This is a genomic window from Pseudomonas sp. RIT-PI-r (assembly GCF_001297015.1).
Classification (GTDB): domain Bacteria; phylum Pseudomonadota; class Gammaproteobacteria; order Pseudomonadales; family Pseudomonadaceae; genus Aquipseudomonas.
Map to the genome: position 1 here is coordinate 201357 of NZ_LIGE01000018.1, position 25911 is coordinate 227267.

A 25911-nucleotide genomic window follows, 5' to 3' on the forward strand; every position below is an offset into this window, starting at 1 on the left:
TATTTATTAACCTTATCAACACTAAGTTGCTGCTCTTACATTAACCAAGGGCAACACCATGACAGTTTTAACCATCTTTTTTTGTGGCACCGGCTCCAACAAGTTCGACAATAATCATGAGAACTTCTGGGACGGCGAGATCGTTTCGACCCTCGCTTCGAATCATACCGGCCACGAGTTTGCGGAGTTTATCGTGGTCGACGGCCCTGGCAGCGGCAACTTGCAAGCCGACGACCTGTTTACCAAAACCAAGGAATACGGCCTGACCGGCACCCTGTTTGGCACAGGCTGGGAGGAAAACGTAATGCACGCCATGAACATCATCAAAGGCAAGTGCGACTGGCAGCGCCAGCAACTGACCGAGGCGGAATACAACCGCCTGAAGGCTGCCGGTATTCCTATTGAAGATGTAGAGATCAAAGGTTCCTGGTTCTGGCGTAAATATAACTACGGCGACCGTAGCGTTACCCAGCAGAAGTTACAGGAACAAATCATCAAGACTTTCCGTAAAGACGGCATCATTCCGACAAAGGTTAATCTGGTCGGCTGGAGCCGCGGCGGCATTAGTTGCCATATGTTGGCCAACGCAATGTTCAAGGACAGCGCACTGAAAAACATCCCGGTAAACATTTTTGCCATTGATCCGGTACCGGGAATTGGCAACTTTCAGGATGAGCGGGTCAAGCTGGCCAGCAACGTCAAGGAATACGTTGGTTTCTACGCCCGCGACGAGCGCTCCAAAGGCTTCAGTTGCGTGATCCCGCAAACCGCCACGGGCACCAAAACCTCTGTCTATCCAATGGCCGGCCGTCACGCCACCCTGGCCGGCAATGCTACCGCCGGCGGCGGCGTACCGACCAACAGCAGCGACATGAAAGCGCTCGTCGATCCTGGCCGGATCGTCCGCCATCTCGCCGAAACATGTCTCAAGCGTTGGGGCGTGTCTCTGACGAAAACGCTTAACCTGAGCGATGCCGACCTGAAAACGCTCACCGCCAACGTTGTTCGTGATGAAGCGAAATACAAACTGATGCACAAACTTTCCTACACCTACTTTACCGAACTGGACAAGGGCGAGCGCTACGTTTCGCTGGGCAGCAAAGGCGTGCCGTTCTCGACGGTGAAAGGTGCGATTTACTCGCCGGCGACCGGGCTGGCGACGAGTGTGCTGGATATTTCGGCGTATGCGCATTTGCGTTGAAAGGTGTTGATCAGACGATAGCGACGTCCGGCAAAATCTTCGTCCGGTTCCTACAGGATAGAGTCTTTGTCGCCTATCGAGGCTTGAGGGTGTGAGCCTATAGTCGTGACTGTCGCTGACCAATCAGTGGCTCGGGCTTGGTCACCCGATTGGATCGTATATACGCATGCGCTGTATGCCGCGGGCACTTAATTGCCTGCAGTTTATGGTGACTGTGTTTGTGACACCCTCGGGTGTGTGCACGATCCTCACCGGTTGACCAACCCGAACACAGTCGCCTCCTGTCGCTTGGTCACGATGTGGTGGCTTCACTCAGAAGCAATTGAGGATCGAAAATGAAAACATGGAATCAATTCACCACCGATCGCTACCGCCCCCTCGAATCAAACCTCACCGACACAACGCCACTGATCATCGACTCAGAAGACAACCCGCAAGACATCCTCGAATGCACCGTCCAGCGCTTGCGTGCTTCAAGCGACCTGCTACGCACCCTCTACTGCCTCAACTTCAAACAAGCCGACGTCGAAGACATCCCCACATCACCCACGCTCTCTATCTGCTGACGCAGGATGGCTGCGATCTGCTGCAAGTTGCGCAGCAGCAAATGCTCAATTGGAAAGCCCCAGCCTAAAAACAATCTCAGCAGGTGCGCCCCAAATAACTAGCGCCTGCCTGACCAAAAAACATGGATGCTGGACACGCGGTGTCCAGCACAGGAGCTAAATTTTGCAAACTACTATTGATTGCGTACGATGGGAGCCATTGTTCAGTCAAGAGCTCGTCGTCATGACCACTGAAACCATCGATCACAGCACCCTGACGCACCTGATTCAAAACGGTTCGGTAAGCAGCACACATATCGTCGCCAAGCCGGGTGGCTGGTCGATTCAAATTCAGCAAGGAAGCAAAGAAAGTTCGCTCGCAGCACAGCGCAGCGGTCAAGTGCGTCTGTTCAAACGCCTTGAAACATTAGTGGCCTATTTGCAAGAACTGGGTATCACTCACTTCGATGTGGATGCATCCAGCTATGACCCGCTGCAAATGAAAACCTACGCACGTCCTGATCGCGCCGAAGCAATGAAGCAAGCTCATGAGGCGGCGGCGTATGACGAGTGGTTCAAGCGGCAGGTGCAAACCAGCATTGATGATCCAAGACCTAGCGTGAGCGATCAGGACGCTCGACGAATATTTGCTGCCAAGCGCGATGCCCTGCGTCAACGAGTGCGTTGATGAGGTTGGTCTGGCGCCAACAGGCGCTTGATGACCGAGACAGAATCATGGAGCACATCAGTGAGGACAACCCTGAAGCGGCGGCTGATCTCGACGATATGTTCGAATCAAAAGGGGAAGTCGCCCGACAGCGGCCGACCTTATACAGAAAGGGCATCGTTGAAGGCACAAGAGAAATCGTCGCAGCGTCCAACTACGTCATCGTCTACACAATCAAAGATAAATGTGTGGAGGTGCTGCGAATAATGCATGCCCGTCAGCAATGGCCATGACGGATCACGAAGATCAGAAAGGGCAAACCCAGTCTCTGGATCGACCAGACAAGTGCAATTATTCTGGCGTTACCACTACCCAAGTGAAGGAATAATAGCGTTATGGCTAGAAAAACTGCGGCTCTGCTTCCAAAACTTGCACATCTTCTGAACGATCTCGGTGAGCGCCTGAAACTAGCTCGACTCAGGCGCAGACTCACCGCGAAACAAGTCGCCGAGCGCGCCGGGATGTCTGTCATGACGCTGCGCTCCCTGGAATCCGGAGGCTCGGGTGTAACAATCGGAGCTACTTGTCAGTGATGCACGTTCTGGGTCTAGAGCAAGACATGATTCGATTGGGTGCAACAGATGAACCGGGTTATCGCCAGCAAGACGCAAGTCTTCTCTATTCAAAGAATCCCGCTAGCAAAGGTCCGGCGAGTAAACCAACGCACGGAGTACCAAAAGCAGGAAAAACTCCGACGTCACAAACAAATGTTGTCGAAGCCGCAAATGTTAGTGAAGAGCGTCTCAAGAACTTCCCACTGTACTCACTCACTGTCTTCGTTACTGAAGAAAACGCTAAAACAAGACGCATAACAGGAAAAACGCCCACAAAAAAGCCGCCCCAAAGGGCGGCTTTTTCATTCACACCAAACCAATCTTACAACTTCGGCCCAGCAGCCTTGATCGCGTCGCTCACTTCGAACTTCTTGAAGTTCTCGATGAACAGACCGGCCAATGCTTTGGCAGCCTCGTCGTACGCAGCCTTGTCAGCCCAGGTATTGCGTGGGTTGAGCAGGTTGGTTTCAACGCCCGGTACGGCCAGGGGCACGTCGAGGTTGATGGTGTCGAGGTGCTCGGTGGCAGCACCGATCAGCGCGCCGCTCTGGATCGCTGCGATCACCGCACGGGTGGTCGGGATGTTGAAGCGTTTGCCAACGCCGTAGCCGCCGCCAGTCCAGCCTGTGTTGACCAGGTAAACCTTGGAGCCGAAACCGCGGATGCGCTTGATCAGCAGCTCTGCGTATTCGCCAGCCGGGCGCGGGAAGAACGGTGCGCCGAAGCAGGTGGAGAAGGTCGACTTGATGCCGCTGCCCGAACCCATTTCAGTCGAGCCCACCAGAGCGGTGTAGCCGGACAGGAAGTGGTAGGCCGCTTGTTCTTCGTTGAGAATCGACACTGGCGGCAGGACGCCGGTCAGGTCGCAGGTCAGGAAGATCACCGCGTTTGGCTCGCCACCGAGGTTGTGCTCGGAACGCTTGGCAACGTGCTCCAGCGGGTAAGCGGCGCGGCTGTTCTGGGTCAGGCTGACATCGGCGTAGTCGGCGTGCTTGGCATCGTCGATAACGACGTTTTCCAGTACTGCACCGTGCTTGATGGCTTTCCAGATAACCGGCTCATTCTTCTCGGACAGATCGATGCACTTGGCATAGCAACCGCCTTCGATGTTGAACACCACGCCTTCGCCCCAGCCGTGTTCGTCGTCACCGATCAGGTAACGGCTTTCGTCGGCCGACAGGGTGGTTTTACCGGTGCCAGACAGACCGAAGAACAGGGTCACGTCGCCTTCTTCGCCGATGTTGGCAGCGCAGTGCATTGGCAGCACGTCAGCAGCCGGCAGCAGGAAGTTCTGCACGGAGAACATGGCTTTCTTCATTTCACCGGCGTAACGCATGCCAGCGATCAGCACTTTCTTCTGCGCGAAGTTGAGGATCACGCAACCGTCGGAGTTGGTGCCGTCACGCTCAGGCACGCACTCGAAGTTGGCGACATTGAGCACTTGCCACTCTTCACGGCCAGCCGGGTTGTACTGGGCCGGATTGATGAACAGGCAACGACCGAACAGATTCTGCCAGGCAGTCTGGGTGGTCATTTTCACGGCCAGGTAGTGATCTTCGGCCGCGCCTACATGCACGTGGGAAACGAAGTGCTCTTGCGCGTTGTTGAATGCTTCTACGCGGTCCCACAGGGCATCGAACTTGTCGGCCGGGAACTTGCGGTTGATCGGGCCCCAGGCGATAGCAGCCTGAGTGGAAGGCTCTTCAACGATGAAACGATCGACTGGCGAACGGCCGGTGCGATGACCGGTGCGGACTACCAGAGCGCCGGTATCGGCAAGCTCGCCCTCACCGCGATTCAGGGCTTCTTTTACCAGATCATCAACACTCAGATCGGTGTACACGGCGTTATTGGCTTGCGTCATGAGGTTCCCCGTCGGCCAGTGGCCGAGTGTGCTCCAAACGTTTTGTAGTAGAAAGTCGTGCACTACTACCGCGAAAAAAGTGGGCCGGATTATGCCAGAAAAGCCCAAAAAGAGTAGGGCCCTCCCGTCGTAACGGCGTAATTGCGCGTTTGAGCAGTGAATTTACCTGCGCTGAACCGTTTTAGTGCCGGGTATCGGATGGCGTGTCGACACCTGCACCGGCGAATAATTGAGCGATATCGGCTGCATCGAACAGGTATCGCTCGTTGCAGAACTGGCAATCGATCTCGACGGTGCCACCCTGTTCGGCAACCAAGGCTTGCGCATCTTCCAGACCCAGACTGACCAGCGCATTGCCCGAGCGTTCCCGCGAGCAACTGCAACGGAAGCGCAGATTCTGCACATCGAACAGACGCACCTGCTCTTCGTGGTAAAGGCGATGCAGGACGGTTTCGTTGTCCAGGCTGAGCAGTTCATCGGCAGTCAGCGTGCTGGCCAGTGCGGTGATGTGCTGCCAGCTGGCGGCGCGATCTTCTTCGTCCTTCAAACGGTCCGCCGGCAATTGCTGGAGCAGCAGACCACGGGCGCGACGGCCATCGGCGTAGAGCTTGAAGCGCGTGCCGACCTGCTGCGACATGACGAAATAATTGGTGAAACAGTCGGACAACGTTTCGCCGTCGAGATCGACAATGCCCTGGTAGCGCTGGCCAACCGTGGGGTCGATGGTCAAGGCCAGAACGCCGTTCGGCATAAGGTCGGCGAGGGTCGCGTCCGGCGCGATCTGATCCGCGTGATAACGCGCCAGACCACGGATGTCGCGCTCGCTGGAGCACTCGATCATCAGCATCGGGATCGGTCCTTCGGAACGCGCCTGCAGAATCAGCAGTCCGTCGAACTTCAGGGTGCCAACCAGCAAAGAGGCAGCCGCCATCAACTCGCCCAGCAATTGCGCAACCGGCTCCGGGTACGGGTGCTTGGCAAGAACCTCGGCGTAGCTGCGCTCAAGCGCCACCAGTTCGCCGCGAGTGTCGCTGTCATCGAAGATGAAGCGTTGAGTGAAATCGGTATCCGGTAGGTCGGTCATAGGTCTGGGTATCTGAATGTGGTGACAAAATGGTTACAAGACGTGAAAATTTGCGCTTCTCGGCACACTTTTTGGTGCTGACTGTTCAGCCATTGGAGGCATTTTATGAACAATCCGGGTTTGTTCCAATCAAGGTGGAACCTCGGCCGGCTGGTTCTGTGCAACGTAGTGCCATTAGCGCTACTGGCTTTCTGGTTATGGCCTACGGGCAACTCGCTGTGTGTGATTTTCGACGAGTGGCTGTTCCGCTCGCTCAATGCACCACTGGCCAGCAACCCCATATGGCTCCACATCTGGGCAATTGCAAGTCTGCGTCCGTTCGACATCGTCGTCGGCTTGATTCTGCTGACGCTGCTGATCAAGGGCGACTGGGTGTTCAAGGCGATTGATGTGCGCCGGGCTTTTTTCGGGTTTCTGTCGATTCTGTTGTTGATGGTGGTGATTCGCGCACTGTTTTCCAAATTCGCCGACTACATGGATTGGCAGCACAGCAGTCCGTCGATGGTGCTGGAAGGCGCCGTGCACATCAGCGATTACTTCCCGAATCTGGAAAAAACCTGGGAGCTGAAGGACCGTTCCGGCCAGAGCTTTCCCGGTGACCATGCTTCGGTGCTGCTGATCTGGGCACTGTTCATGGGCGTGTTCAGCCGCACAGTCGGACAGTTTTTGACCGTGTGGGGCCTGGCAGTGTTGTTCATGTTGCCGCGGCTGGTAGCGGGGGCGCACTGGGGTCAGGACGATTACATCGGTGGCGTGTTGCTGGCGGTGTGGGCGTTGGGCTGGGGTTATTACACGCCGTTTGCTTATCACGCCTCGAACTTCTGGCTGAAGGTGACGGCGCCGATCTTTGCGTTACTGGGCAAGTTGCCGCTGGTTGCGCGGATGAGTGTGGTGCGTAGCGCCTGATACCGAGCTGTCTTCGGCGAGGGCTGCGCCCTCGATTCGCGAGCAGGCTCGCTCCCACATTGGAATGCAATCTCCTGTGGGAGCGAGCCTGCTCGCGAAGAGGCCAGCACCAACAACGCGATTATTCGTCGTTACTGCTGCCGCGAAACTTGAATAAATCCCGCCGCTGCTTCTTGCTCGGCTTGCCATCGGTGCTCATACCCAAAGCGCCCGCCTTGCGCATCGCTGCAGCCGCCTCACGTTTGGCAACACTCTCAGCAGTCTCCGCGTACAACGTCTGCGCCTCCGGTGCGCCGCGGCGCACGATCGACAACGCCTCGACCTTCACCGTACGCACTTCGAACCCCATACGAATTTCGAACTCATCGCCAATACGTGGCTCTTTACCAGGCTTGCAGCGCTCGCCTCGACAATGCACCTTGCCACTCTCGATCGCCGCTTTGGCCAACGCGCGGGTTTTGTAAAAACGCGCAGCCCATAGCCACTTGTCGAGACGGACCTTGTCGTCCTCGTCGCTTTTTTGTGCCATTTGAATTCCTCGTTCGGCCAGTAGTCGGAACTGTACTACCGATTCTGTCGGGCGCAAGAACTCGGTCGTCCAGATAAACTGTGATCTTGGCCGGTTCATCGGCATGGAGTGATCGAGTGACAAAATTCCCATCTTCATTAACTTCACCCAAGGCCGGTTGCCAGGGCTGCCAGCAAAGCGAGCCGCTGGGCTTCGAGTTTTCCTTCGCCTACCAACCGATCGTCGATCTGCGCGATCAGTCGGTTTTTGCCCACGAGGCGCTCGTCCGTGGTGTGGCCGGTGAAGGCGCGTTCACCGTGTTGGATCAGGTTACAGAAGATAATCGCTACCGTTTCGACCAGCTCTGCCGGACCCGCGCCATCGAAGGCGCGGCTAATCTAAATATGCCGACACATTTGTCGATCAACTTCATGCCCAATGCCGTCTATCGTCCAGAGTTATGCATTCGCAGTACGTTGGAGGCGGCAAAAAAACACAATTTCCCGATCAATCGACTGATTTTCGAAACGCTGGAAAGCGAGCACGTAGATAACTATCGCCATTTGACCAATATTCTGCGTGAATACCGCGAATTCGGCTTCAAGACCGCCATCGACGATTTCGGTGCCGGTTATTCGGGGCTCAATCTGCTGGCTGATTTCCAACCGGACCTGATCAAACTCGACATGGCGCTGATCCGCAATGTCGATCAAGACCGTGTTCGTCAGGCGATCGTCCGGGGGATTGTCACAATCTGTGCGGAGTTGGACGTTACAGTCATTGCCGAAGGCATCGAGAGCGCCGGTGAACGGGACTTCCTGGCGGACTGTGGAATATTTCTGATGCAAGGCTACTGGTTCGCCAGACCTGCATTCAAAGCGTTGGCCCAGGTTTCACCTGAAGCCTGGAAGCGTTAATCGTTGGTTTTTTCCATTGAAGACATTTGACCATTTGACCGTTGTCGGTCTGCGCGAGTGGGTGGCGCTTCCGGATTTGGGAGTCGCGGGCCTGCGGGCGAAAATCGACACCGGTGCCAGCACCTCGAGCCTGCATGCCACCGACATCGAACCGTTCGAACGCGACGGCGAGAAGTGGGTGCGCTTCACCGCGCACCTGGGCACGGTGGTGCAGTTGCGTCACCGCCGCTGTGAAGCACCACTGGTGACGCGCAAAACCATTAAAAGCTCCAACGGTCATGCGCAGGTGCGCTACGTGATCAGCACCACCCTGGCCCTCGGTGATCGGGTCTGGCCGGTCGAGTTCACCCTCGCCTGCCGCAAGTCCATGCGTTATCGCCTGTTGCTCGGTTCCAAAGCCCTGATCGATGGCCAGTTGGTGGTCAATCCGGGCATCAAATATGTACAAGACAAGCCGGTGTTCCCGGTATCTACCTCCTCCACAGGTGTTGCATGAAGATCGCTGTGCTGTCGCGGAACCCGCGTCTGTATTCCACCCGCCGTCTGGTCGAAGCCGGAACCGAGCGCGGGCATGAAATGGTAGTGATCGACACTTTGCGCGCCTACATGAACATCGCCAGCCACAAGCCGCAGATTCACTATCGCGGCAAACCGCTGGAAGGCTTTGATGCGGTGATTCCGCGGATCGGCGCGTCGGTGACGTTCTACGGCTGCGCGGTGTTGCGCCAGTTCGAAATGATGGGGGTGTTCCCGCTCAACGAATCGGTGGCGATTGCCCGTTCGCGAGACAAATTGCGCTCGCTGCAACTGCTGTCGCGTCGAGGCATTGGTCTGCCGGTGACCGGGTTTGCCCACTCGCCCGACGACATTCCCGACCTGATCGACATGGTCAACGGCGCACCGCTGGTGATCAAAGTGCTGGAAGGCACCCAAGGCATCGGTGTGGTGTTGTGCGAAACCGCGACGGCAGCCGAATCGGTGATCGAGGCGTTCATGGGCCTGAAGCAGAACATCATGGTTCAGGAATACATCAAGGAAGCGGGCGGCGCGGATATTCGCTGCTTCGTGGTCGGCGACAAAGTCATCGCCGCCATGAAACGTCAGGCCAAACCGGGCGAGTTCCGTTCAAATCTGCATCGCGGCGGCAGCGCCAGCCTGATCAAGATCACCCCGGAAGAACGCATGACCGCATTGCGCGCCGCCAAAGTCATGGGCCTGGCGGTGGCGGGTGTGGATATCCTGCGCTCCAATCACGGGCCGTTGGTGATGGAAGTGAACTCGTCGCCGGGGCTGGAAGGGATCGAGACCACCACGGGGAAGAATGTGGCGGGGATCATCATTGAGCATCTTGAGAAGAATGGCGGGCCGAATATGACCCGCACCAAAGGCAAGGGCTAGAGCGAAGAGCAAGAAACCCCTCACCCTAACCCTCTCCCAAAGGGAGAGGGGACTGATTGGGGGATGCAGAAGAGATACGCCGACCTGATCCTGCTGTGCCGAATCCACAATCGCCCCAGTCTTTCAGGTCGACGTATGACCCCAGACACCTCGGTCAGCTCCCTCTCCCTCCGGGAGAGGGCTGGGCGGGCGGCGTTCCGATGAGGGGCTTTAGGGGGTTAGACGGCGTCTCTTGGTAACATCAACCCCAGCGGCAATCTCACCCGCGCCTCCAGCCCTCCCCCGGACCGGTTACGCAATTCAACATTGCCGCCGTGCATCGAAGCAATCCGCTTCACGATCGCCAAACCCAAGCCAGTACCCTTCCCGCCCCGTGCACGATCGCCTCGTGTAAACGGGTTGAAAATCGCCTCAAGCTCCGAAGGATCAATCCCCGCCCCCCGGTCCATCACGCTCAACACCACATACGGCGCGCTGACGTCACCGGACACATACGCCGCGACTTCAACGTTACCGCCGGCATGGTTCAAGGCGTTGCCAATCAGGTTATTGAGCAGGCGTTTCATCGATACCCGACGCAGCGGAAACGGCTGGATCGGCTCAAGGCGCAAGCGCACTTTCTCTTCGTTCTGGTTGTACGGCGCGGCGACTTCACGCACCAGATCGCTGAGATCGACCTCTTCCACCGACTCGTCACGACCATCACGAATGAACGCAAGGAACTGGTCGAGAATCGCGTCCATGTCCTCGATGTCACGCACCATGTCGTCAGTCAGATCGGTGTGGTCGCCCATCAGCTCCAGCGATAATCGCAAGCGCGTCAACGGTGTGCGCAAGTCATGGGACACGCCGGCCAGCATCAACTCACGCTCGCGTCCGGCCTGCTCGACGTCTTCGGCCATCTGGTTGAAGGCACGGTAAACCTCGGTCATCTCGCTCGGCGTATCGCTGATCGGCAGACGCACACTGCGGCCCTGGCCGAGTTGCCGGGCGGCATAGACCAGACGCTTCAATGGCTGGTTTAGCTGACTGACGAAAATCCACGCCGACGCCGTCGACAGCAAGCCGATGGCGAGGAACCAGCCCAGTACGTTCCAGATTTTCTGGCCACGCAACGGATGCGGATACAGCGGCACTTTCAGCCAGCCATCACCCAGGCTCGGCGCACGAACCCACAACGCCGGCGGTGAGTGCATGCGCAAACGCACTTCGGTGTCGGCGCCAAGCTCCGCCTGCATCTGGCGCTGGTAGATTTCGCTGTACGGCCAATGCTGTTCGCCTTCCGGCACACCGGCACCGACCACCCGGATCAGGGTCGCAGCATCGGCGATCTTCGCGCGGTTTTCTTCGTCGGCCGCCCAATAGGCACGCAGCGTCAGGGCGACGCCGTGGCTGTATTGGCGGTCCACCAGCACGTCTTCGTTCATCAACAGATAAACCAGGGTCAGCGCCTTGGAAAACAGCACGACGATGAGCACCAGCCAGAGGGTGCGAGAGAAAAAGCTTTGGGGGAACCAGACGGGGGTTTTCATCTTTAACCGCTACACACTTGCAGGAGCGAGCAATGCTCGCATATTGCGGATTGCGAGTCTGCGGGCATGGCCATTCGACCAAAACCTGCAGACCCGCTCCTACAAATCACCGATCACTTGGTGGCGGCACCATCGGGTACGAACACGTAGCCCACGCCCCAGACGGTCTGGATATAGCGCGGTTTTGACGGATCCGGCTCGATCATGCGGCGCAGACGGGAAATCTGCACATCGATGGAACGCTCGAGGGCATCCCACTCGCGGCCACGGGCCAGGTTCATCAGTTTGTCGCGGGTCAGCGGCTGACGCGCGTTCATCACCAGGGCCTTGAGTACCGCAAACTCACCGGTGGTGAGCATGTGCACTTCGTCGCCGCGTTTCAGTTCGCGGGTGGCCAGCGACAACACGTAATCACCAAAGGTGACGTTTTCGTCTTCGCTGCCCGGCGCGCCCGGCACCGGTGCAGCCTGACGACGCAGGACGGCTTTGACCCGGGCCATCAGCTCGTCCGGGTTGAACGGCTTGGCCAGATAGTCGTCGGCGCCCAGTTCCAGGCCCTTGATACGGCTCAACTCATCGCCTTTGGCGGTGAGCATGATGATCGGGATCTGATTGTTCGCGCCACGCAAGCGGCGGCAAGCGGTCAGACCGTCTTCGCCGGGCAGCATCAGGTCGAGGACGACCAGATTGAAAACTTCACGCGACAGCAGACGATCCATCTGTTCGGTGTTCGGTACGGTACGGGCACGGTAGCCCTTGCTGACGAAAAAACGTTCCAGCAGGCTGCTAAGGCCCGGATCGTCGTCAACGATGAGAATTTTTTCGCCTTCAGCAGTTTGTGCAGTGCTGCTCATTGGATGCTCCTTTTAGCTCGGCGCGCATTATGGCGTAGCTGCCGTTATACGCACCGTGTGCATTGTTAGCAGATTTTTCCTTCACTGCCAGAAAACCGGGGTTTATGCCTACAGACTGCAACGCCCCCGAATGACAGAACGCTGGTTATAATGCGCGGCGTTTTGTGCCAGGCAACGTCTGAATCGTTACCGTAAATGGCCGGCACTTTTTCCCGGAATTTTGCAGTAATTGTTCGATTTCACGGGTCAATGGGCTGCCTTTTGACCCAGGCAGCGGCAATTTTCTAGCCGCCCAACCAGACTCCGGGCCTTTATTTGCGTGCCTGAGAGCCTGCTTTCACAATATGTCAGGTGGTTTTATGGACAGCATCAACAGCCGCATTGCCGAGGAACTCGGTGTACGCCCACAACAGGTCGAAGCGGCCGTCGCGCTACTCGATGAAGGCTCTACCGTTCCCTTCATCGCCCGTTACCGGAAAGAAGTCACCGGCAGCCTTGATGACACCCAGTTGCGTCATCTGGAAGAACGTCTGCGCTACCTGCGAGAACTCGACGAACGGCGCATCAGCATCCTCGCCAGCATCGAAGAGCAAGGCAAACTCACCCCGGCTCTCGAGCGCGACATCAAGCTTGCCGATACCAAGACCCGCCTCGAAGACTTGTACCTGCCGTACAAGCAGAAGCGCCGCACCAAGGGCCAGATCGCCCTGGAAGCCGGCCTCGGCGACTTGGCCGACGGCCTGTTCAACGACCCGAACCTGGCCCCGGAAACCGAAGCCGCACGCTTCGTTGACGCCGAAAAAGGCGTAGCCGATGTGAAAGCTGCGCTGGAAGGCGCGAAATACATCCTCATGGAACGTTTCGCCGAAGACGCCAGCCTGCTGGAAAAACTGCGCAACTACCTGAAGCAGGAAGCGACCCTCAGTGCTCGCGTCATCGCTGGCAAGGAAGAAGAAGGCGCCAAGTTCCGCGACTACTTCGAACACGACGAACCGCTGAAAAGCATGCCGTCGCACCGCGCGCTTGCCATTTTCCGTGGCCGCAACGAAGGCATTCTCAGCTCAGCGCTGAAAGTCGGCGACGAGCTGCCGGGCACCATGCACCCATGCGAAGGCATGATCGGCCAGCAATTCAACATCCAGAACCAGAACCGCCCGGCCGACAAATGGCTCGGCGAAGTGGTGCGCTGGACGTGGAAGGTCAAGCTCTACACGCACCTGGAAACCGACCTGCTCGGCGAACTGCGCGACGGCGCCGAAACCGAAGCGATCAACGTGTTCGCCCACAACCTGCACGACTTGCTGCTGGCCGCCCCGGCTGGCCCGCGCGCAACCCTGGGTCTCGACCCGGGCCTGCGTACTGGCTGCAAGGTTGCTGTGGTCGACTCGACCGGCAAACTGCTCGATCACGCCACGGTTTACCCGCACGTGCCGCACAACAAGTGGGATCAGACCATCGCCATTCTGGCCGCCCTGTGCGCCAAGCATTCGGTTGACCTGATCGCCATCGGCAACGGCACCGCCAGCCGCGAGACCGACAAACTGGCAATCGAGCTGATCAAAAAATATCCAGCGATGAAGATGACCAAAGTCATGGTCTCTGAAGCCGGCGCATCGGTGTACTCGGCGTCGGAACTGGCGGCCAAGGAATTCCCGGATCTGGATGTGTCGATCCGGGGCGCGGTGTCCATCGCTCGCCGCTTGCAGGATCCCCTGGCTGAACTGGTGAAAATCGATCCGAAATCCATCGGTGTCGGCCAGTACCAGCACGACGTTTCGCAGCTGAAACTGGCGCGTGGTCTGGATGCTGTGGTCGAGGACTGCGTGAACGCCGTTGGCGTTGATGTGAACACCGCATCCGTAGCGCTGCTGGCCCGCATCTCCGGCCTCAACGCGACGCTGGCGCAAAACATCGTCGCGCACCGCGACGAGCATGGCGCGTTCAAAACCCGTGCAGCACTGAAGAAAGTCGCACGTCTGGGCGAAAAAACCTTCGAACAGGCTGCCGGTTTCTTGCGCGTGATGAACGGCGACAACCCGCTGGATTCGTCGGCCGTTCACCCGGAAGCCTATCCGCTGGTGCAGCGCATTGCCGCTGAAACCGATCGCGACATCCGTTCGCTGATCGGCGATGCCGGGTTCCTCAAGCGTCTGGATCCGAAGAAATTCACCGACGAGACCTTCGGTCTGCCGACCGTGACCGACATCATCCAGGAACTGGAAAAACCGGGCCGCGACCCGCGTCCGGAGTTCAAGACTGCAGAGTTCCAGGAAGGCGTCGAAGATCTGAAAGACCTGCAACTGGGGATGATCCTCGAAGGCGTGGTGACCAACGTGACCGCGTTCGGTGCATTCGTCGACATCGGCGTGCATCAGGACGGTCTGGTGCACATCTCGGCGCTCTCGGAGAAATTCATCAAGGATCCACGTGAAGCGGTAAAGGCCGGTGACGTGGTGAAAGTGAAGGTCATGGAAGTCGATATCCCGCGCAAACGCGTCGGTCTGTCGATGCGCATGGGTGACACCCCGGGCGAGAAGATCGACGGCGCCCGTGGCTCGCGTCCGGGCTCGGCGCAACGCCAGCCTTCGAACAATGCGCCACGCAAGGAAACCGCCACCGCCGCGCCAGTGAACAACGCGATGGCCTCGCTGTTCGCCAACGCCAAGCAGTTGAAGAAACGCTGATGGAGATTCCGGCCGGGCTCGTCGAGAGCGCGTTTTTCAAGCTGTTGGGCTGCCGCCTGCACAGCCTGGAAACCGGGGTGGCGCAAGTCGCCCTGGTGCTGGAACCGGAACTGCGCAACCGCGGCGGCAAATTGCACGGTGGCGCGCTGTTCAGTCTGGTCGACATCGCCATGGGGCTGGCCTGTTCCAGCACCCACGGTTTCGATCAGCAGAGCGCGACCATCGAGTGCAAGATCAACTATATCCGCGCCGTTTCCGACGGCGAGGTCATGTGCACGGCGCGGGTCATCCACCCGGGCCGCCGCACGTTGGTGGTTGAAGCCGACGTGATGCAGGGCGACAAACTGGTCGCAAAAGCACAAGGCACGTTCGCTGTCCTGTAGCTACCGGTCATCATTTTGAGTTAATTTCGGCGCAATGAATCCTGTAGGAGCTGCCGAAGGCTGCGATCTTTTGATCTTGCTATTGAAAAACAAAATCAAAAGATCGCAGCCTTCGGCAGCTCCTACAGGGTATGTGTGTGGCTGACCGGCTAGAAAAACCAGGCGAAAACGCCAGTTTCAACTTCACCCTTGTAGACCGTCCTGCCCACCCCCATATTGGGGCGACTGACGCGTGAAGGAATCCAAATTGAGCGAACTTCTCAACCGCCGCCTGGCTCTGCTCGGCGAGCGCGCTAACCTCTCTCTGCTCGAGCAGTGCCTGCACGGTATCGAACGTGAATGCCTGCGCGTGACCAGTGAAGGTCGCCTGGCGCAAACGCCGCACCCCGAAGCCTTGGGTTCCGCGCTGACCAACGAACAAATCACCACCGACTACTCCGAGTCGCTGCTGGAATTCATCACGCCCGCCCTGCCGGATCCGGCCGATACGCTGGCGAGCCTGGACAAGATTCATCGTTTTGCCTACAGCAAACTCGGCAACGAGTACCTGTGGAGTCCATCGATGCCGTGCCCGTTGCCGGCCGAGGAAGACATCCCGATCGCCTATTACGGCACCTCCAACATCGGTCAGCTCAAGTACGTCTATCGCAAGGGCCTGGCCCTGCGTTACGGCAAAACCATGCAGTGCATTGCCGGGATTCACTACAACTTCTCCCTGCCGGAACAGCTCTGGCCGTTGCTGCGCGAAACCGAAGGCTTTGTCGGCACTGATCGCGATTTTCAGTCGTTTTCCTACATCGCGCTGATCCGCAATTTCCGTCGCTACAGCTGGCTGCTGATGTACCTGTTCGGTGCCTCGCCAGCGCTCGACGCCGGATTCCTGCGTGGTCGTTCGCATCAGCTGGAACAGCTCGACCCGGACACCTTGTATCTGCCGTACGCCACCAGCCTGCGCATGAGCGACCTCGGTTACCAGAGCAACGCCCAGGCCGGTCTGACGCCGTGCTACAACGATCTGGCGAGCTACACCGACAGCCTGCGCAAAGCCGTCGCCACGCCGTACGCGCCGTACGTTGAAGTCGGCACGCACAAGGATGGTGAGTGGGTGCAGCTCAACACCAACATCCTGCAGATCGAAAACGAGTACTACTCCAACATCCGCCCGAAACGCGTGACCTACACCGGCGAACGGCCGATTCAGGCGCTGGTGGCGCGTGGCATTCAGTACGTTGAAGTGCGTTGCCTGGACATCAACCCGTTCCTGCCGATGGGCATTGACCTGACCGAGTCGCGCTTCCTCGACGCGTTTCTGCTGTATTGCGCGTTGAACGACAGCCCGTTGCTGACCAACACCTCGTGCGGCAATGCGACGTCGAACTTCCTCAGCGTGGTCAAGGAAGGTCGTCGTCCGGGCCTGCAATTGCAGCGTGACGGTGAATCGGTCGAGATGAAGACCTGGGCTGCCGAGTTGCTGGAGCAAATCGCGCCACTGGCAGCGCTGCTCGATCAGAGCCATGGCGGCGATGCCCACAGCAAGGCGCTGGATGCGCAACTGGCCAAGGTCAGCGACCCGTCCCTGACGCCGTCTGCGCAAGTTTTGGCAGCGATGGCCGAGCACAAGGAAAGCTTTGCGCAGTTCTCCCTGCGTCAGAGCCAGGCGCATGCCGAGTTTTTCCGTAGCGAGCCTCTGGCGGCGGATGAGCAGGCGAAGTTTGAGGAGTTGGCGCGTACTTCTTTGGCAGCGCAGGCTGAGCTGGAGCAGAACGAGGTGGGGGATTTTGATGTGTTTGTCGGGTCGTATCAGGCGAGCATTCTCGCGATCAGCAACTAAAAGCCCCCTCACCCTAGCCCTCCCGAAACGTCGGACCGCCCAGAGGGAGAGGGGACTGACCGCGGTGTTGATGCGAAGTACACCGACCTGAAATACCCAGCCGAACTCAAGTCTGAAGCATCCCCCGATCGGCCCCCTTCCCCCCTCGCCCCCTTGGGGGAGAGGGCTGGGGTGAGGGGGAAAAAATCTAAAGTCGAACCAATAAATCCAAACCGCCCACAACCTCCCCGCGGTTAGATTTTTCCGCTCATAAGCTCATTCTAAAAAGTTATTTATTTACTGATTCTTAGATCATTTAGTCTCCTTTCACGCCGACGCTCGGTCGCCTGATATGGAGCTCTTCAATGAAACTGAATTTCCCGCTTCGCCTGCTCGCCGTGGCCTCTCTGGCTGCTGCAAGTTTTCTGGCTCAGGCCGCCGACCTCACTGTCGCCTACCAAACCACCGTTGACCCGGCGAAAGTCGCCCAGGCCGACGGCGCTTACGAAAAAGCCACCAAGGCCGATATCGCCTGGCGCAAGTTCGACAATGGCGCCGACATCATTGCCGCCATTGCTTCCGGTGACGTGCAGATCGGCTACCTCGGTTCCAGCCCGCTGACCGCCGCAATCACCCGCAAAGTCCCGGTCGAAACCTTCCTCATCGCCACCCAGATCGGCGCCGCCGAAGCACTGGTTGCGCGCGACGGCTCAGGCATCAAGACCCCGCAGGATCTGGTCGGCAAGAAAATCGCCGTGCCGTTCGTATCGACCGGTCACTACAGCCTGTTGGCCGCGCTCAAGCACTGGAACATCGACCCATCGAAAGTCACCGTGCTCAACCTCGCGCCGCCAGCGATCATCGCCGCGTGGAAACGCGGTGACATCGACGCCACCTACGTGTGGGATCCGGCGTTGGGCGTGGCCAAGGAAAACGGCAAAGTGCTGATCACTTCCGGCGAGCTGGCCAAGTTTGGCGCGCCGACTTTTGATGCGTGGATCGTGCGCAAGGACTTCGCCGAGAAGCACCCGGAAATCGTCACCGCGTTCGCCAAGGTCACCCTCGACGCCTACGCCGACTACCGCAAAGACCCGAAAACCTGGCTTGCCGATCAATCCAACGTCGACAAACTGGTGAAACTCTCCGGTGCCAAGGCCAGCGACATCCCATTGCTGCTGCAGGGCAACGTCTACCCGCTGGCGGCTGACCAGGTTGTCACCCTCGGCGCACCGACCACCAAAGCCATCACCGACACCGCAGCGTTCCTCAAGGAGCAGGGCAAGGTCGAAGCCGTTCTGCCGGACTACGCGCCGTACGTCAGCGCCAAATACATCACCAACTGATCGGGAGTTAACCGCGATGGCCTTGCTACAGCTGGAGCGCATCAGCGCACAGTACCCGGGCAGCCCGACACCGGTGCTGGCGGATATTTCTCTGACCCTCGGGCCTCAGCAATTGCTGGTCGCCCTCGGCCCGTCCGGCAGTGGCAAGACTTCGCTGTTGAACCTGATTGCCGGTTTCGTCGAACCGAGCGCCGGGCGCATCACCCTCGACGGCGTACCGGTCAAAGGCCCGAGCGCCGAACGGGGCGTGGTGTTCCAGGACGACGCGTTGCTGCCTTGGCAGGACGTGTTGGCCAACGTCGCGTTCGGTCTGGAGCTGGCCGGTGTCTCTAAGGACAAACGCGAAAAGATCGCCCGCGAAATGCTCGCACTGGTTGATCTATCCGGTTTCGAAAGTCGCCGTATCTGGCAACTCTCCGGTGGCCAGAAACAACGTGTCGGTCTCGCCCGCGCCCTCGCCGCTGACCCGCGTGTATTGCTGATGGATGAACCTTTCGGCGCCCTCGACGCGTTCACCCGCGAACAGATGCAGGAGTTGTTGCTGCAAGTCTGGCAACGTACCGCCAAGCCGGTTTTCCTGATTACCCATGACATTGAAGAAGCGGTGTTCCTCGCCACTGACCTGATTCTGCTCGCGCCGAATCCGGGGCAGATCGTTGAGCGCCTGCATCTGGATTTCGGTCAGCGTTACGCCGCTGGCGAGTCCGCCCGTGCGATCAAATCCGATCCGCGTTTCATCGAAACCCGCGAACACGTGCTGAGCAAAGTGTTCTCGCAACGGCAGGAGCGCGCATGAGCAGTTACGACGTTTCCTCGGCAGCGGTAAAACCCGCCAGCGCACCGGCGGCGATACCCGTTCGCCGCAGCCTCAGCACACGCTGGATCAGCTTGCTGACGCTGTTTGCATTGTTGGCGATCTGGTGGGCGGTGACCGCCACCGGTTTGATCGAGCCGCTGTTCCTGCCGCCACCGTCCGCCGTGTTGCAAAAGGGCTGGTTGCTGGCAACCACGGGCTACATGGATTCGACGTTGTGGCAGCACCTCGGCGCAAGCCTGAGTCGCATCGGTCTGGGCCTCGGTTTTGCGATCCTGACCGCAGTGCCGGTGGGCATTGCCATCGGCGCCAACCGCATTGCCCGTGGCGTGCTCGATCCGCTGATCGAGTTCTACCGCCCTATCCCACCGCTGGCCTATTTGCCGCTGATCGTGATCTGGTGCGGCATCGGCGAGTTGTCGAAAGTGCTGCTGATTTATCTGGCGATTTTCGCGCCGATTGCCATTGCTACCGCCACCGGCGTGCGTACGGTTGATCCAGCGAAATTGCGCGCGGCGCAGTCGTTGGGCGCGACTCGCGTACAACTGATTCGCCATGTGATTTTGCCGAGCGCTCTGCCGGACATTCTCACTGGCGTGCGCATTGGTCTGGGGGTGGGTTGGTCGACATTGGTCGCGGCGGAGCTGATCGCGGCCACCAGTGGCTTGGGCTTCATGGTGCAGTCGGCCGCGCAGTTCCTGGTCACCGACGTGGTGGTGCTGGGGATTCTGGTCATCGCTCTGATCGCCTTCGCCATGGAAATGGGCCTGCGCGCCCTGCAGCGCAAACTGGTGCCATGGCACGGCCAGGCCCACTGACACATCCCGTTTTTTGAATCCCCGTGTAGGAGCTGCCGAAGGCTGCGATCTTTTGATCTTGTTTTTAAAAAGATCAAGATCAAAAGATCGCAGCCTTCGGCAGCTCCTACATAGGGTGATGACCGCAATTGAAGAGAAAGACCATGAGCAGCCTCAACATAACCCCATTAAGCTCAGCCCTCGGCGCACAGATCAGCGGTGTCGACATCAGCCAGCCATTGAGCCTGGAACACCGCGACGCGATCGAGCAGGCACTGCTCAAATATCAGGTGCTGTTCTTCCGCAACCAGCCAATCGAGCCGCCGCAACAGGCGCGTTTTGCAGCTTACTTTGGCGACCTGCACATCCATCCGATCTACCCGAACGTGCCGGAACAACCGGAAGTGCTGATCCTCGACACCGCTGTTACCGACGTGCGCGACAACGCGATCTGGCACACCGACGTGACCTTTCTGCCGACGCCGGCGATGGGCGCGGTGCTCAGCGCCAAGTTGCTGCCGGAGTTCGGTGGCGACACCCTGTGGGCCAGCGGCATTGCCGCGTACGAAGCGCTATCGGCGCCGCTCAAAGGCTTGCTCGAAGGGCTGACCGCGACTCACGATTTCACTCGCTCGTTTCCGCTGGAGCGCTACGGCAATACGCCTGAAGCGTTGGCGCAGTGGGAAGAGGCCCGACGCAAGAATCCACCGCTGTCGCACCCGGTGATTCGTACACACCCGGTCAGTGGCCGGCGCTCGTTGTTCGTCAACGAAGGCTTCACCTCGAAGATCAATGAGCTGTCGGAAACCGAGAGCGAGGCGATTCTGAAGTTTCTGTTCGCCCATGCAACACGGCCGGAGTTCACCATTCGCTGGCGCTGGCAGCAGGACGATATTGCGTTCTGGGATAACCGCGTGACGCAGCATTACGCGGTGGATGACTATCGGCCGGCGCGACGGGTGATGCAGCGGGCGACGGTGTTGGGAGATGTGCCGTTTTTTCGCTGAGCCCTGAACAGCAAAAGCCCCTCACCCTAACCCTCTCCCGGAGGGAGAGGGGACTGAATGGGGGGATGCTTTAGAGGTACGCCGACCTGATATTGCTTTGCTGAATCCATAATCGACTCGGTATTTCAGGTCGATGTATGACGCAAGACAACTCGGTCGGCTCCCTCTCCCTCTGGGCGGTCCGACGTTTCGGGAGGGCTGGGGTGAGGGTCGCTTATTCTGCCGTCGAAGGCTTCTCCCAAAGATTGATCCCGCCTTCCTGCGCAAACCGGTCAATCTCCGCCAGCTCCTCAGCACTGAAGCTCAAATTCTCCAACGCCCCTACGTTCTCGATAATCTGCTCCGGCCGGCTCGCACCAATCAGCGCCGATGTCACTCGCGGATCCCGCAGCGTCCACGCCAGCGCCAGCTGCGCCAGGCTCTGACCCCGACGCTTGGCGATTTCATTCAGCGCGCGCACGTGAGCAATGTTGGCCTCGGACAAGTGCGAAGCCTGCAACGAACCACCGCCCGGACGATTGACCCGCGCATCCGCCGGCACGCCGTTGAGGTATTTGTCAGTGAGCAGACCTTGCGCCAACGGGGTGAACGCGATCACGCCTGTGCCGAGTTCATCGGTGGTATCGAGCAGGTCTTTTTCCACCCAGCGATTGAGCAAGTTGTAGGCCGGCTGATGAATCAGCAACGGCACTTTCCACTCTTTTAGCAGCGCAGCGATCTCGCGGGTTTTCACCCCGGAATACGACGAGATACCGATGTACAACGCCTTGCCCTGTTGTACGGCAGTGGCGAGGGCGCTGGCGGTTTCTTCCAGCGGGGTGTCCGGGTCGAAGCGGTGCGAATAGAAGATATCCACGTAGTCCAGGCCGAGACGTTGCAGGCTCTGGTCGAGGCTGGCCAGCACGTATTTGCGCGAACCGCCGCCCTGACCGTAAGGGCCGGGCCACATGTCCCAACCGGCCTTGCTGGAGATGATCAGTTCGTCGCGGTACTGCTTGAAGTCTTCGCGCAGCAGACGACCGAAATTGGTCTCGGCGCTGCCGTACGGCGGGCCGTAGTTGTTGGCCAGGTCGAAGTGGTTGATGCCTAAGTCGAACGCGGTGCGCAGCAAGGCGCGTTGGGTGTCGATCGGCGTGCTGTCACCGAAGTTGTGCCACAGGCCGAGCGAAAGCGCCGGCAACACCAGACCGCTGCGCCCGACGCGGCGGTAAGGGATGGAGTCATAGCGATTTTCGGCAGCGGTGTAAGTCATCGAATCCTCTCTTGTCTGTCTTGAAATGGGTGTCGACTTCATCGCGAGCAAGCTCGCTCCCACATTGGAATGCAGTCTCCTGTGGGAGCGAGCTTGCTCGCGAAGGGTGTTACACAAATCTATTGCCGGGTCGGGCGAGGCCAAGGTTCTGGCGCAACGTGCGGCCCTCGTATTCCGTTCTGAACAACCCACGCCGTTGCAGTTCCGGCACCACGCCGTTGGCGAAGTCTTCGAGCCCGCCCGGCAAGTGCGGCACCAGCACGTTGAAGCCGTCCGCCGCGCCCTGTTCGAACCATTCCTGCAAACGATCAGCAATCTGCTCAGGCGTACCGACCAGGCTGTAATGCCCTCGCCCGCCAGCAATCTTGCGACCGAGTTCAGCAAGGCTCAGGCTCTCCCGCCCCGCCAATTCCGTCAGCAATTTCTGCCGGCTCTGCTGGCCGCTTTCCGTCAGCGGCAATTCGGGCAACGGGCCGTCCAGCGGATACTTCGATAAATCGAAGTTGCCCAGCATACGCCCAAGCAAGGCGACGCCAACCTCGGGTTCGACTAATTGCTGAAACGTTTCATATTTTTCCTGCGCCTCGGCTTCGGTGCCGCCGACCACGACAAAAACCCCGGGCATGATTTTCAGCGAATCGGCGCTGCGACCGTACTTGGGCAAACGTCCTTTGAGGTCGGCGTAAAACGCCTGTGCATTGGCTAAGGAGGTCTGAGCGGTGAACACCACTTCAGCCGTCTGCGCCGCCAGTTCGCGCCCGGTTTCCGAAGAGCCGGCCTGGACAATTACCGGATGCCCCTGCGGCGAGCGCGCAACGTTCAGCGGGCCTTTGACCCGAAAGTGCTCGCCGACGTGATTCAGTACGTGCAACTTCGCAGGGTCGTAATACGCCCCGCTGGCCTTGTCGCGAATGAAGGCATCGTCCTCCCAACTGTCCCAAAGCCCGGTGACTACCTGATGAAATTCGCGCGCACGGCTGTAGCGTTCGGCGTGGCCTATATGCTCGTCGCGGCCGAAATTCAGCGCCTCGGCAGCATTGTCCGACGTCACCAGATTCCACCCCGCACGACCACCCGAGAGATGATCGAGCGAAGCGAATTTACGCGCCACGTGATACGGCTCGTTGTAACTGGTGGTCGCCGTGGCGATCAGGCCGATGTGCTCGGTCACGGCACTGAGGGCCGAGAGCAAGGTCAGCGGTTCAAAGTGATCCGAGCGCGCCATGCGGCTGGCGATGTCCTGGGTCGGCGCGGCGACGCTGTCGGCAACAAACAGCGCATCGAACTTCGCTGCCTCGGCGATCTGCGCCAACCGCTTGTAATGGGCGAAATCCAGACCCGCATTCGCCGGCACATCCGGATGACGCCACGCCGCCACGTGGTGCCCGGTGGCCATGAGAAATGCGCCGAGTTTCAACTGTCTGCTCATCGTCAGAAATCCTTGCGCAGTTGCACGCCGAAGTAGCGCTCGTCATCCCGTGGCACGGCGCGGTAGATGTAGTTGCCACCGCTGGCGAGGACCGGCGAATAGGATTTGTCGGCCAGGTTTTTGCCCAGCAGCGCGACCCGCCAGCCGTTGGTGTAATCGGCCAGTGCGATGCTGGCGTTCCAGATGCCGTAAGCACCCTGTTTGGTGTCGACGTTCTGGCTGATGTCGTACTGCACTTCGCTCTGCCAGCTGTAGTCGGTGCCGAGTTCGATATCCAGTCCGTTATCCAGCGGGATGGTGTAGTCAGCGCGCACGTAGCTTTTCCAGTCCGGGCTGAACGGCAGCGGTTTGCCGTTGACGTTGCACGACGCCGCCGCGCCCGCCGGGCAGGCGAATTCGTCGATGCGGGCGCGGGTGTAAGCCAGTGCGCCGGACAGTTTCAATTGCTGGGTCGCCTGCAAGGCGTAATCGAGCTCGACGCCTTCGGTGCTGACGCTGCCGGCGTTGATCAGACGCGTCACAACCTGGCCGGCGACGGTGTCGAAGAAATTCGCCTGGTAGTTGTCGTACTCGCTGTGGAACACCGCGAGGTTGGTGGTCAGGCGATTGTTCCACGACGTGGCTTTGATCCCCGCCTCCCAAGTGTTGGACGTCTCGGGCTTAAGCGCTTCGGTGTCGCGCGGCTGCATGTTGAAGAACACGTTGTAGGCCGGGCCTTTGTAGCCGCGCGAGTAGGTCAGGTAAGTGGTGACGGCATCGCTCAAGTCGTACTGCACACCGAGACGACCGGACCAGCCGTCTTCGTCGACCGAGCCTGAGCTGCTGGTGGCCGGTTGAATGCCGCTGACCGTAGTCGCCGAAGTCGAAACGCGGCGGTGATCGTATTCGAGATCATCGTGGGTGTAGCGCAGGCCGGCGATGCCGCGAAAGTCGGACGTGAAGTTCAGCGTGCTCTCGCCAAACACGGCATAACTGTCGCTGGTGGTGCTGTAATCAGCGATGCCGCGATCGGTGCGCGTGGTCGTTGTCAACGTGCGCTGATAGGTCTCTTCGTCCTTGCCGTGCATGTAGAACAGGCCGCCGACGTATTCGAGAAATTCGCCCTTCGGCGAGGCCAGACGCAGCTCTTGCGAGTATTGATCGAAGGCAAGATCGCCCTTGTCCGCCGTGCCCGGGAACGCTGCGGTTACCGTGCCGAGACGGTCGCCGTCCTGATACTGAGTATTGTCCCAACCACGCCACGCGGTAATCGACGTCAGGGTGTAATCGCCCAGTTGCCAGTCGAGCTGGCCGGACAGGCCTTTGTTGGTGTCCTCAACGTGTGAGCGGGTGTCGGTGTTGATGTCGCGGTTGTGGCTGGAGGCGTAAGCCGGGCTCAGCGCATTGGCGAAGGCCGGGGTCAACGACTTGCTGACCACGCCATTGGGGCCGTCGTCGTGGGACTGCATGTAGTCGGCGATCAGGGTGAAGGTGACGTCGTCATTCGGGGTGAATTCGAGTTTGCCGCGCACGCCGCGATGGTTGTAACCGTTGACCTCCTGACCGTTGTGTTGGTTGTCGACGTTGCCGTCGTAGCTGCCGAACAGCGTGCTGATCGAGCCTTTCAACGTGTCCGGAATCAGGCTGCCGCCGATGCCGAAACGGGTGCGACTTTCGTTGCCGCTGTAGTACGACTGATCGATGTAACCGTGGGTCTCGGCGGTGGGTGCCTTGCTGGTGATGTTGAGCACGCCGGCCGAGGCGTTTTTGCCAAACAACGTGCCTTGCGGGCCGCGCAATACTTCGACGCGTTCCAGATCGAGCAGATCCATGGTTGCCTGACCCGGACGCGCATACACCACGCCGTCGATCACAGTTGCCACGGTCGGCTCGACGCCCGGCGAGGTGGAAATCGTACCGACGCCGCGTACGAACAACGAGGTGTCCTTGTTCGAAGCGCCAGTGCGGAAGTTCAACGATGGCACTTGCTGGACGATGCTCGCCACGCCGTTGCGGTTGTCGCGCTCAAGCTGTTCGCCGTCAATCACCGAGACCGCCACCGGCACTTTTTGCAGCGACTCTTCGCGACGGGTCGCGGTGACGGTTACCGACTTCAGCGTCGGCTCCTGATCGCTGCTCTCAGCAGCGAATGCATTGGGCAACGGCAGCGCCGCCAACCCCGTCAGTAACCAGCCAGCGGCGCGAATCGATTGCGCCAGTTTATGTGTCGCCCCAGGAATGTTGTGCATGTTCTGCCCGCTCGAAATTGGCCCTGATCCGCTGCCGTTCTGCGACGACAGCGCCTGAATCGGTGTCTTGGGCA

22 protein-coding genes and 2 pseudogenes are annotated in these 25911 nt (G+C 59.1%); 16 read left to right on the forward strand and 8 right to left on the reverse strand.

From position 1 onward, the window contains the following. The first annotated feature begins 58 nt into the window (after positions 1 to 58). The 5 genes and pseudogenes from AK821_RS06760 to AK821_RS31350 all read left to right on the forward strand — a co-directional run bounded on the left by AK821_RS06760 (position 59) and on the right by AK821_RS31350 (position 3285). Positions 59 to 1201: a hypothetical protein gene (locus AK821_RS06760; RefSeq protein WP_064388976.1), complete on the forward strand. Its 1143-nt coding sequence runs from the start codon at positions 59 to 61 to the stop codon at positions 1199 to 1201. Positions 1202 to 1536: 335 nt separating this feature from the next. Next, positions 1537 to 1835, forward strand: a pseudogene (locus tag AK821_RS06765) (hypothetical protein). Positions 1836 to 1990: 155 nt separating this feature from the next. Then, positions 1991 to 2434, forward strand: coding sequence for an antitoxin PaaA2 family protein (locus AK821_RS06770; RefSeq protein WP_064388977.1), 444 nt, complete (start codon positions 1991 to 1993; stop codon positions 2432 to 2434). Then, complete coding sequence (locus AK821_RS06775; RefSeq protein WP_064388978.1) at positions 2434 to 2706, forward strand: type II toxin-antitoxin system RelE/ParE family toxin; 273 nt, start codon at positions 2434 to 2436, stop codon at positions 2704 to 2706. The genes AK821_RS06770 and AK821_RS06775 overlap by 1 nt, the downstream gene beginning before the upstream one ends. Positions 2707 to 2808: 102 nt before the next feature. Then, positions 2809 to 3285, forward strand: a pseudogene (locus tag AK821_RS31350) (helix-turn-helix domain-containing protein). A 64-nt stretch (positions 3286 to 3349) separates the two neighbouring features. Here the strand turns inward: AK821_RS31350 and AK821_RS06785 are convergent. Continuing rightward, positions 3350 to 4891: a phosphoenolpyruvate carboxykinase gene (locus AK821_RS06785; RefSeq protein WP_064388979.1), complete on the reverse strand. Its 1542-nt coding sequence runs from the start codon at positions 4889 to 4891 to the stop codon at positions 3350 to 3352. Positions 4892 to 5072: 181 nt separating this feature from the next. Continuing rightward, the gene (gene hslO, locus AK821_RS06790) at positions 5073 to 5975 is read right to left on the reverse strand and encodes an Hsp33 family molecular chaperone HslO (protein WP_064388980.1); all 903 of its coding nucleotides are present in this window, start codon (positions 5973 to 5975) and stop codon (positions 5073 to 5075) included. 105 nt (positions 5976 to 6080) lie between these two features. Between hslO and AK821_RS06795 the strand changes: the two genes are divergently transcribed. Next, positions 6081 to 6881 carry a phosphatase PAP2 family protein gene (locus AK821_RS06795; protein ID WP_064388981.1) on the forward strand — a complete coding sequence of 267 codons (801 nt, stop codon included), beginning with the start codon at positions 6081 to 6083 and terminating at the stop codon, positions 6879 to 6881. Positions 6882 to 7002: 121 nt separating this feature from the next. Here AK821_RS06795 and AK821_RS06800 read toward each other — a convergent pair whose 3' ends face one another. Then, positions 7003 to 7410, reverse strand: coding sequence for an RNA-binding S4 domain-containing protein (locus tag AK821_RS06800; RefSeq protein ID WP_064388982.1), 408 nt, complete (start codon positions 7408 to 7410; stop codon positions 7003 to 7005). A 116-nt stretch (positions 7411 to 7526) separates the two neighbouring features. On the opposite strand from AK821_RS06800, the gene rimA reads away from it, so the two are divergent. The 3 genes from rimA to rimK are packed head-to-tail and all read left to right on the forward strand — an operon-like array spanning position 7527 to position 9704. Beyond that, positions 7527 to 8306, forward strand: a complete 780-nt coding sequence (rimA, locus tag AK821_RS06805) for a S6 modification regulatory phosphodiesterase RimA (protein ID WP_064388983.1) — start codon at positions 7527 to 7529, stop codon at positions 8304 to 8306. 16 nt (positions 8307 to 8322) lie between these two features. Further along, positions 8323 to 8802, forward strand: coding sequence for a retropepsin-like aspartic endopeptidase RimB (rimB, locus tag AK821_RS06810; RefSeq protein WP_007917936.1), 480 nt, complete (start codon positions 8323 to 8325; stop codon positions 8800 to 8802). Next, positions 8799 to 9704, forward strand: coding sequence for a 30S ribosomal protein S6--L-glutamate ligase (gene rimK, locus AK821_RS06815; protein ID WP_007949201.1), 906 nt, complete (start codon positions 8799 to 8801; stop codon positions 9702 to 9704). The genes rimB and rimK overlap by 4 nt, the downstream gene beginning before the upstream one ends. 218 nt (positions 9705 to 9922) lie before the next feature. On the opposite strand, the gene AK821_RS06820 is transcribed toward rimK, so the two are convergent. After that, positions 9923 to 11236: an ATP-binding protein gene (locus tag AK821_RS06820; RefSeq protein WP_064388984.1), complete on the reverse strand. Its 1314-nt coding sequence runs from the start codon at positions 11234 to 11236 to the stop codon at positions 9923 to 9925. A 113-nt stretch (positions 11237 to 11349) separates the two neighbouring features. After that, positions 11350 to 12090 (reverse strand): osmolarity response regulator transcription factor OmpR, encoded by a 741-nt coding sequence (gene ompR, locus AK821_RS06825; protein WP_064388985.1) that lies wholly within the window; start codon positions 12088 to 12090, stop codon positions 11350 to 11352. Positions 12091 to 12449: 359 nt separating this feature from the next. Between ompR and AK821_RS06830 the strand changes: the two genes are divergently transcribed. The 7 genes from AK821_RS06830 (at position 12450) to tauD (ending at position 20928) form a co-directional block, all read left to right on the forward strand. Next, positions 12450 to 14774, forward strand: a complete 2325-nt coding sequence (locus tag AK821_RS06830; RefSeq protein ID WP_064388986.1) for a Tex family protein — start codon at positions 12450 to 12452, stop codon at positions 14772 to 14774. Continuing rightward, positions 14774 to 15157 carry a PaaI family thioesterase gene (locus AK821_RS06835; RefSeq protein ID WP_053116527.1) on the forward strand — a complete coding sequence of 128 codons (384 nt, stop codon included), beginning with the start codon at positions 14774 to 14776 and terminating at the stop codon, positions 15155 to 15157. The genes AK821_RS06830 and AK821_RS06835 overlap by 1 nt, the downstream gene beginning before the upstream one ends. 247 nt (positions 15158 to 15404) lie before the next feature. Continuing rightward, entirely contained in the window at positions 15405 to 16988 is a 1584-nt protein-coding gene (gene gshA, locus AK821_RS06840) for a glutamate--cysteine ligase (RefSeq protein WP_064388987.1), read from the forward strand. Between the two features lie 344 nt (positions 16989 to 17332). Beyond that, positions 17333 to 18310, forward strand: a complete 978-nt coding sequence (gene tauA / locus AK821_RS06845; protein WP_064388988.1) for a taurine ABC transporter substrate-binding protein — start codon at positions 17333 to 17335, stop codon at positions 18308 to 18310. 16 nt (positions 18311 to 18326) lie between these two features. Continuing rightward, positions 18327 to 19106 (forward strand): taurine ABC transporter ATP-binding subunit, encoded by a 780-nt coding sequence (gene tauB / locus AK821_RS06850; protein ID WP_064388989.1) that lies wholly within the window; start codon positions 18327 to 18329, stop codon positions 19104 to 19106. Further along, entirely contained in the window at positions 19103 to 19942 is an 840-nt protein-coding gene (gene tauC, locus AK821_RS06855) for a taurine ABC transporter permease TauC (RefSeq protein WP_064388990.1), read from the forward strand. The genes tauB and tauC overlap by 4 nt, the downstream gene beginning before the upstream one ends. A 143-nt stretch (positions 19943 to 20085) precedes the next feature. Beyond that, entirely contained in the window at positions 20086 to 20928 is an 843-nt protein-coding gene (tauD, locus tag AK821_RS06860) for a taurine dioxygenase (protein ID WP_038359808.1), read from the forward strand. Positions 20929 to 21142: 214 nt separating this feature from the next. On the opposite strand, the gene mgrA is transcribed toward tauD, so the two are convergent. The 3 genes from mgrA to AK821_RS06875 form a co-directional block, all read right to left on the reverse strand. Then, positions 21143 to 22180 (reverse strand): L-glyceraldehyde 3-phosphate reductase, encoded by a 1038-nt coding sequence (mgrA, locus tag AK821_RS06865; RefSeq protein ID WP_064388991.1) that lies wholly within the window; start codon positions 22178 to 22180, stop codon positions 21143 to 21145. Positions 22181 to 22289: 109 nt separating this feature from the next. Beyond that, the gene (locus AK821_RS06870) at positions 22290 to 23609 is read right to left on the reverse strand and encodes an LLM class flavin-dependent oxidoreductase (RefSeq protein ID WP_064388992.1); all 1320 of its coding nucleotides are present in this window, start codon (positions 23607 to 23609) and stop codon (positions 22290 to 22292) included. A 2-nt stretch (positions 23610 to 23611) separates the two neighbouring features. After that, positions 23612 to 25837, reverse strand: coding sequence for a TonB-dependent receptor (locus tag AK821_RS06875; protein ID WP_064389088.1), 2226 nt, complete (start codon positions 25835 to 25837; stop codon positions 23612 to 23614). Between the last annotated feature and the right edge of the window lie 74 nt (positions 25838 to 25911).

Excerpts from the sequence above, each read along its gene's own strand:
- AK821_RS06760 (WP_064388976.1), top strand. The coding sequence starts at position 59 with ATGACAGTTTTAACCATCTTTTTTTGTGGCACCGGCTCCAACAAGTTC.
- AK821_RS06770 (WP_064388977.1), top strand. The coding sequence starts at position 1,991 with ATGACCACTGAAACCATCGATCACAGCACCCTGACGCACCTGATTCAA.
- AK821_RS06775 (WP_064388978.1), top strand. The coding sequence starts at position 2,434 with ATGAGGTTGGTCTGGCGCCAACAGGCGCTTGATGACCGAGACAGAATC.
- AK821_RS06785 (WP_064388979.1), bottom strand. The coding sequence starts at position 4,891 with ATGACGCAAGCCAATAACGCCGTGTACACCGATCTGAGTGTTGATGAT.
- hslO (WP_064388980.1), bottom strand. The coding sequence starts at position 5,975 with ATGACCGACCTACCGGATACCGATTTCACTCAACGCTTCATCTTCGAT.
- AK821_RS06795 (WP_064388981.1), top strand. The coding sequence starts at position 6,081 with ATGAACAATCCGGGTTTGTTCCAATCAAGGTGGAACCTCGGCCGGCTG.
- AK821_RS06800 (WP_064388982.1), bottom strand. The coding sequence starts at position 7,410 with ATGGCACAAAAAAGCGACGAGGACGACAAGGTCCGTCTCGACAAGTGG.
- rimK (WP_007949201.1), top strand. The coding sequence starts at position 8,799 with ATGAAGATCGCTGTGCTGTCGCGGAACCCGCGTCTGTATTCCACCCGC.
- AK821_RS06820 (WP_064388984.1), bottom strand. The coding sequence starts at position 11,236 with ATGAAAACCCCCGTCTGGTTCCCCCAAAGCTTTTTCTCTCGCACCCTC.
- ompR (WP_064388985.1), bottom strand. The coding sequence starts at position 12,090 with ATGAGCAGCACTGCACAAACTGCTGAAGGCGAAAAAATTCTCATCGTT.
- AK821_RS06830 (WP_064388986.1), top strand. The coding sequence starts at position 12,450 with ATGGACAGCATCAACAGCCGCATTGCCGAGGAACTCGGTGTACGCCCA.
- AK821_RS06835 (WP_053116527.1), top strand. The coding sequence starts at position 14,774 with ATGGAGATTCCGGCCGGGCTCGTCGAGAGCGCGTTTTTCAAGCTGTTG.
- tauA (WP_064388988.1), top strand. The coding sequence starts at position 17,333 with ATGAAACTGAATTTCCCGCTTCGCCTGCTCGCCGTGGCCTCTCTGGCT.
- tauB (WP_064388989.1), top strand. The coding sequence starts at position 18,327 with ATGGCCTTGCTACAGCTGGAGCGCATCAGCGCACAGTACCCGGGCAGC.
- tauC (WP_064388990.1), top strand. The coding sequence starts at position 19,103 with ATGAGCAGTTACGACGTTTCCTCGGCAGCGGTAAAACCCGCCAGCGCA.
- tauD (WP_038359808.1), top strand. The coding sequence starts at position 20,086 with ATGAGCAGCCTCAACATAACCCCATTAAGCTCAGCCCTCGGCGCACAG.
- mgrA (WP_064388991.1), bottom strand. The coding sequence starts at position 22,180 with ATGACTTACACCGCTGCCGAAAATCGCTATGACTCCATCCCTTACCGC.
- AK821_RS06870 (WP_064388992.1), bottom strand. The coding sequence starts at position 23,609 with ATGAGCAGACAGTTGAAACTCGGCGCATTTCTCATGGCCACCGGGCAC.
- AK821_RS06875 (WP_064389088.1), bottom strand. The coding sequence starts at position 25,837 with ATGCACAACATTCCTGGGGCGACACATAAACTGGCGCAATCGATTCGC.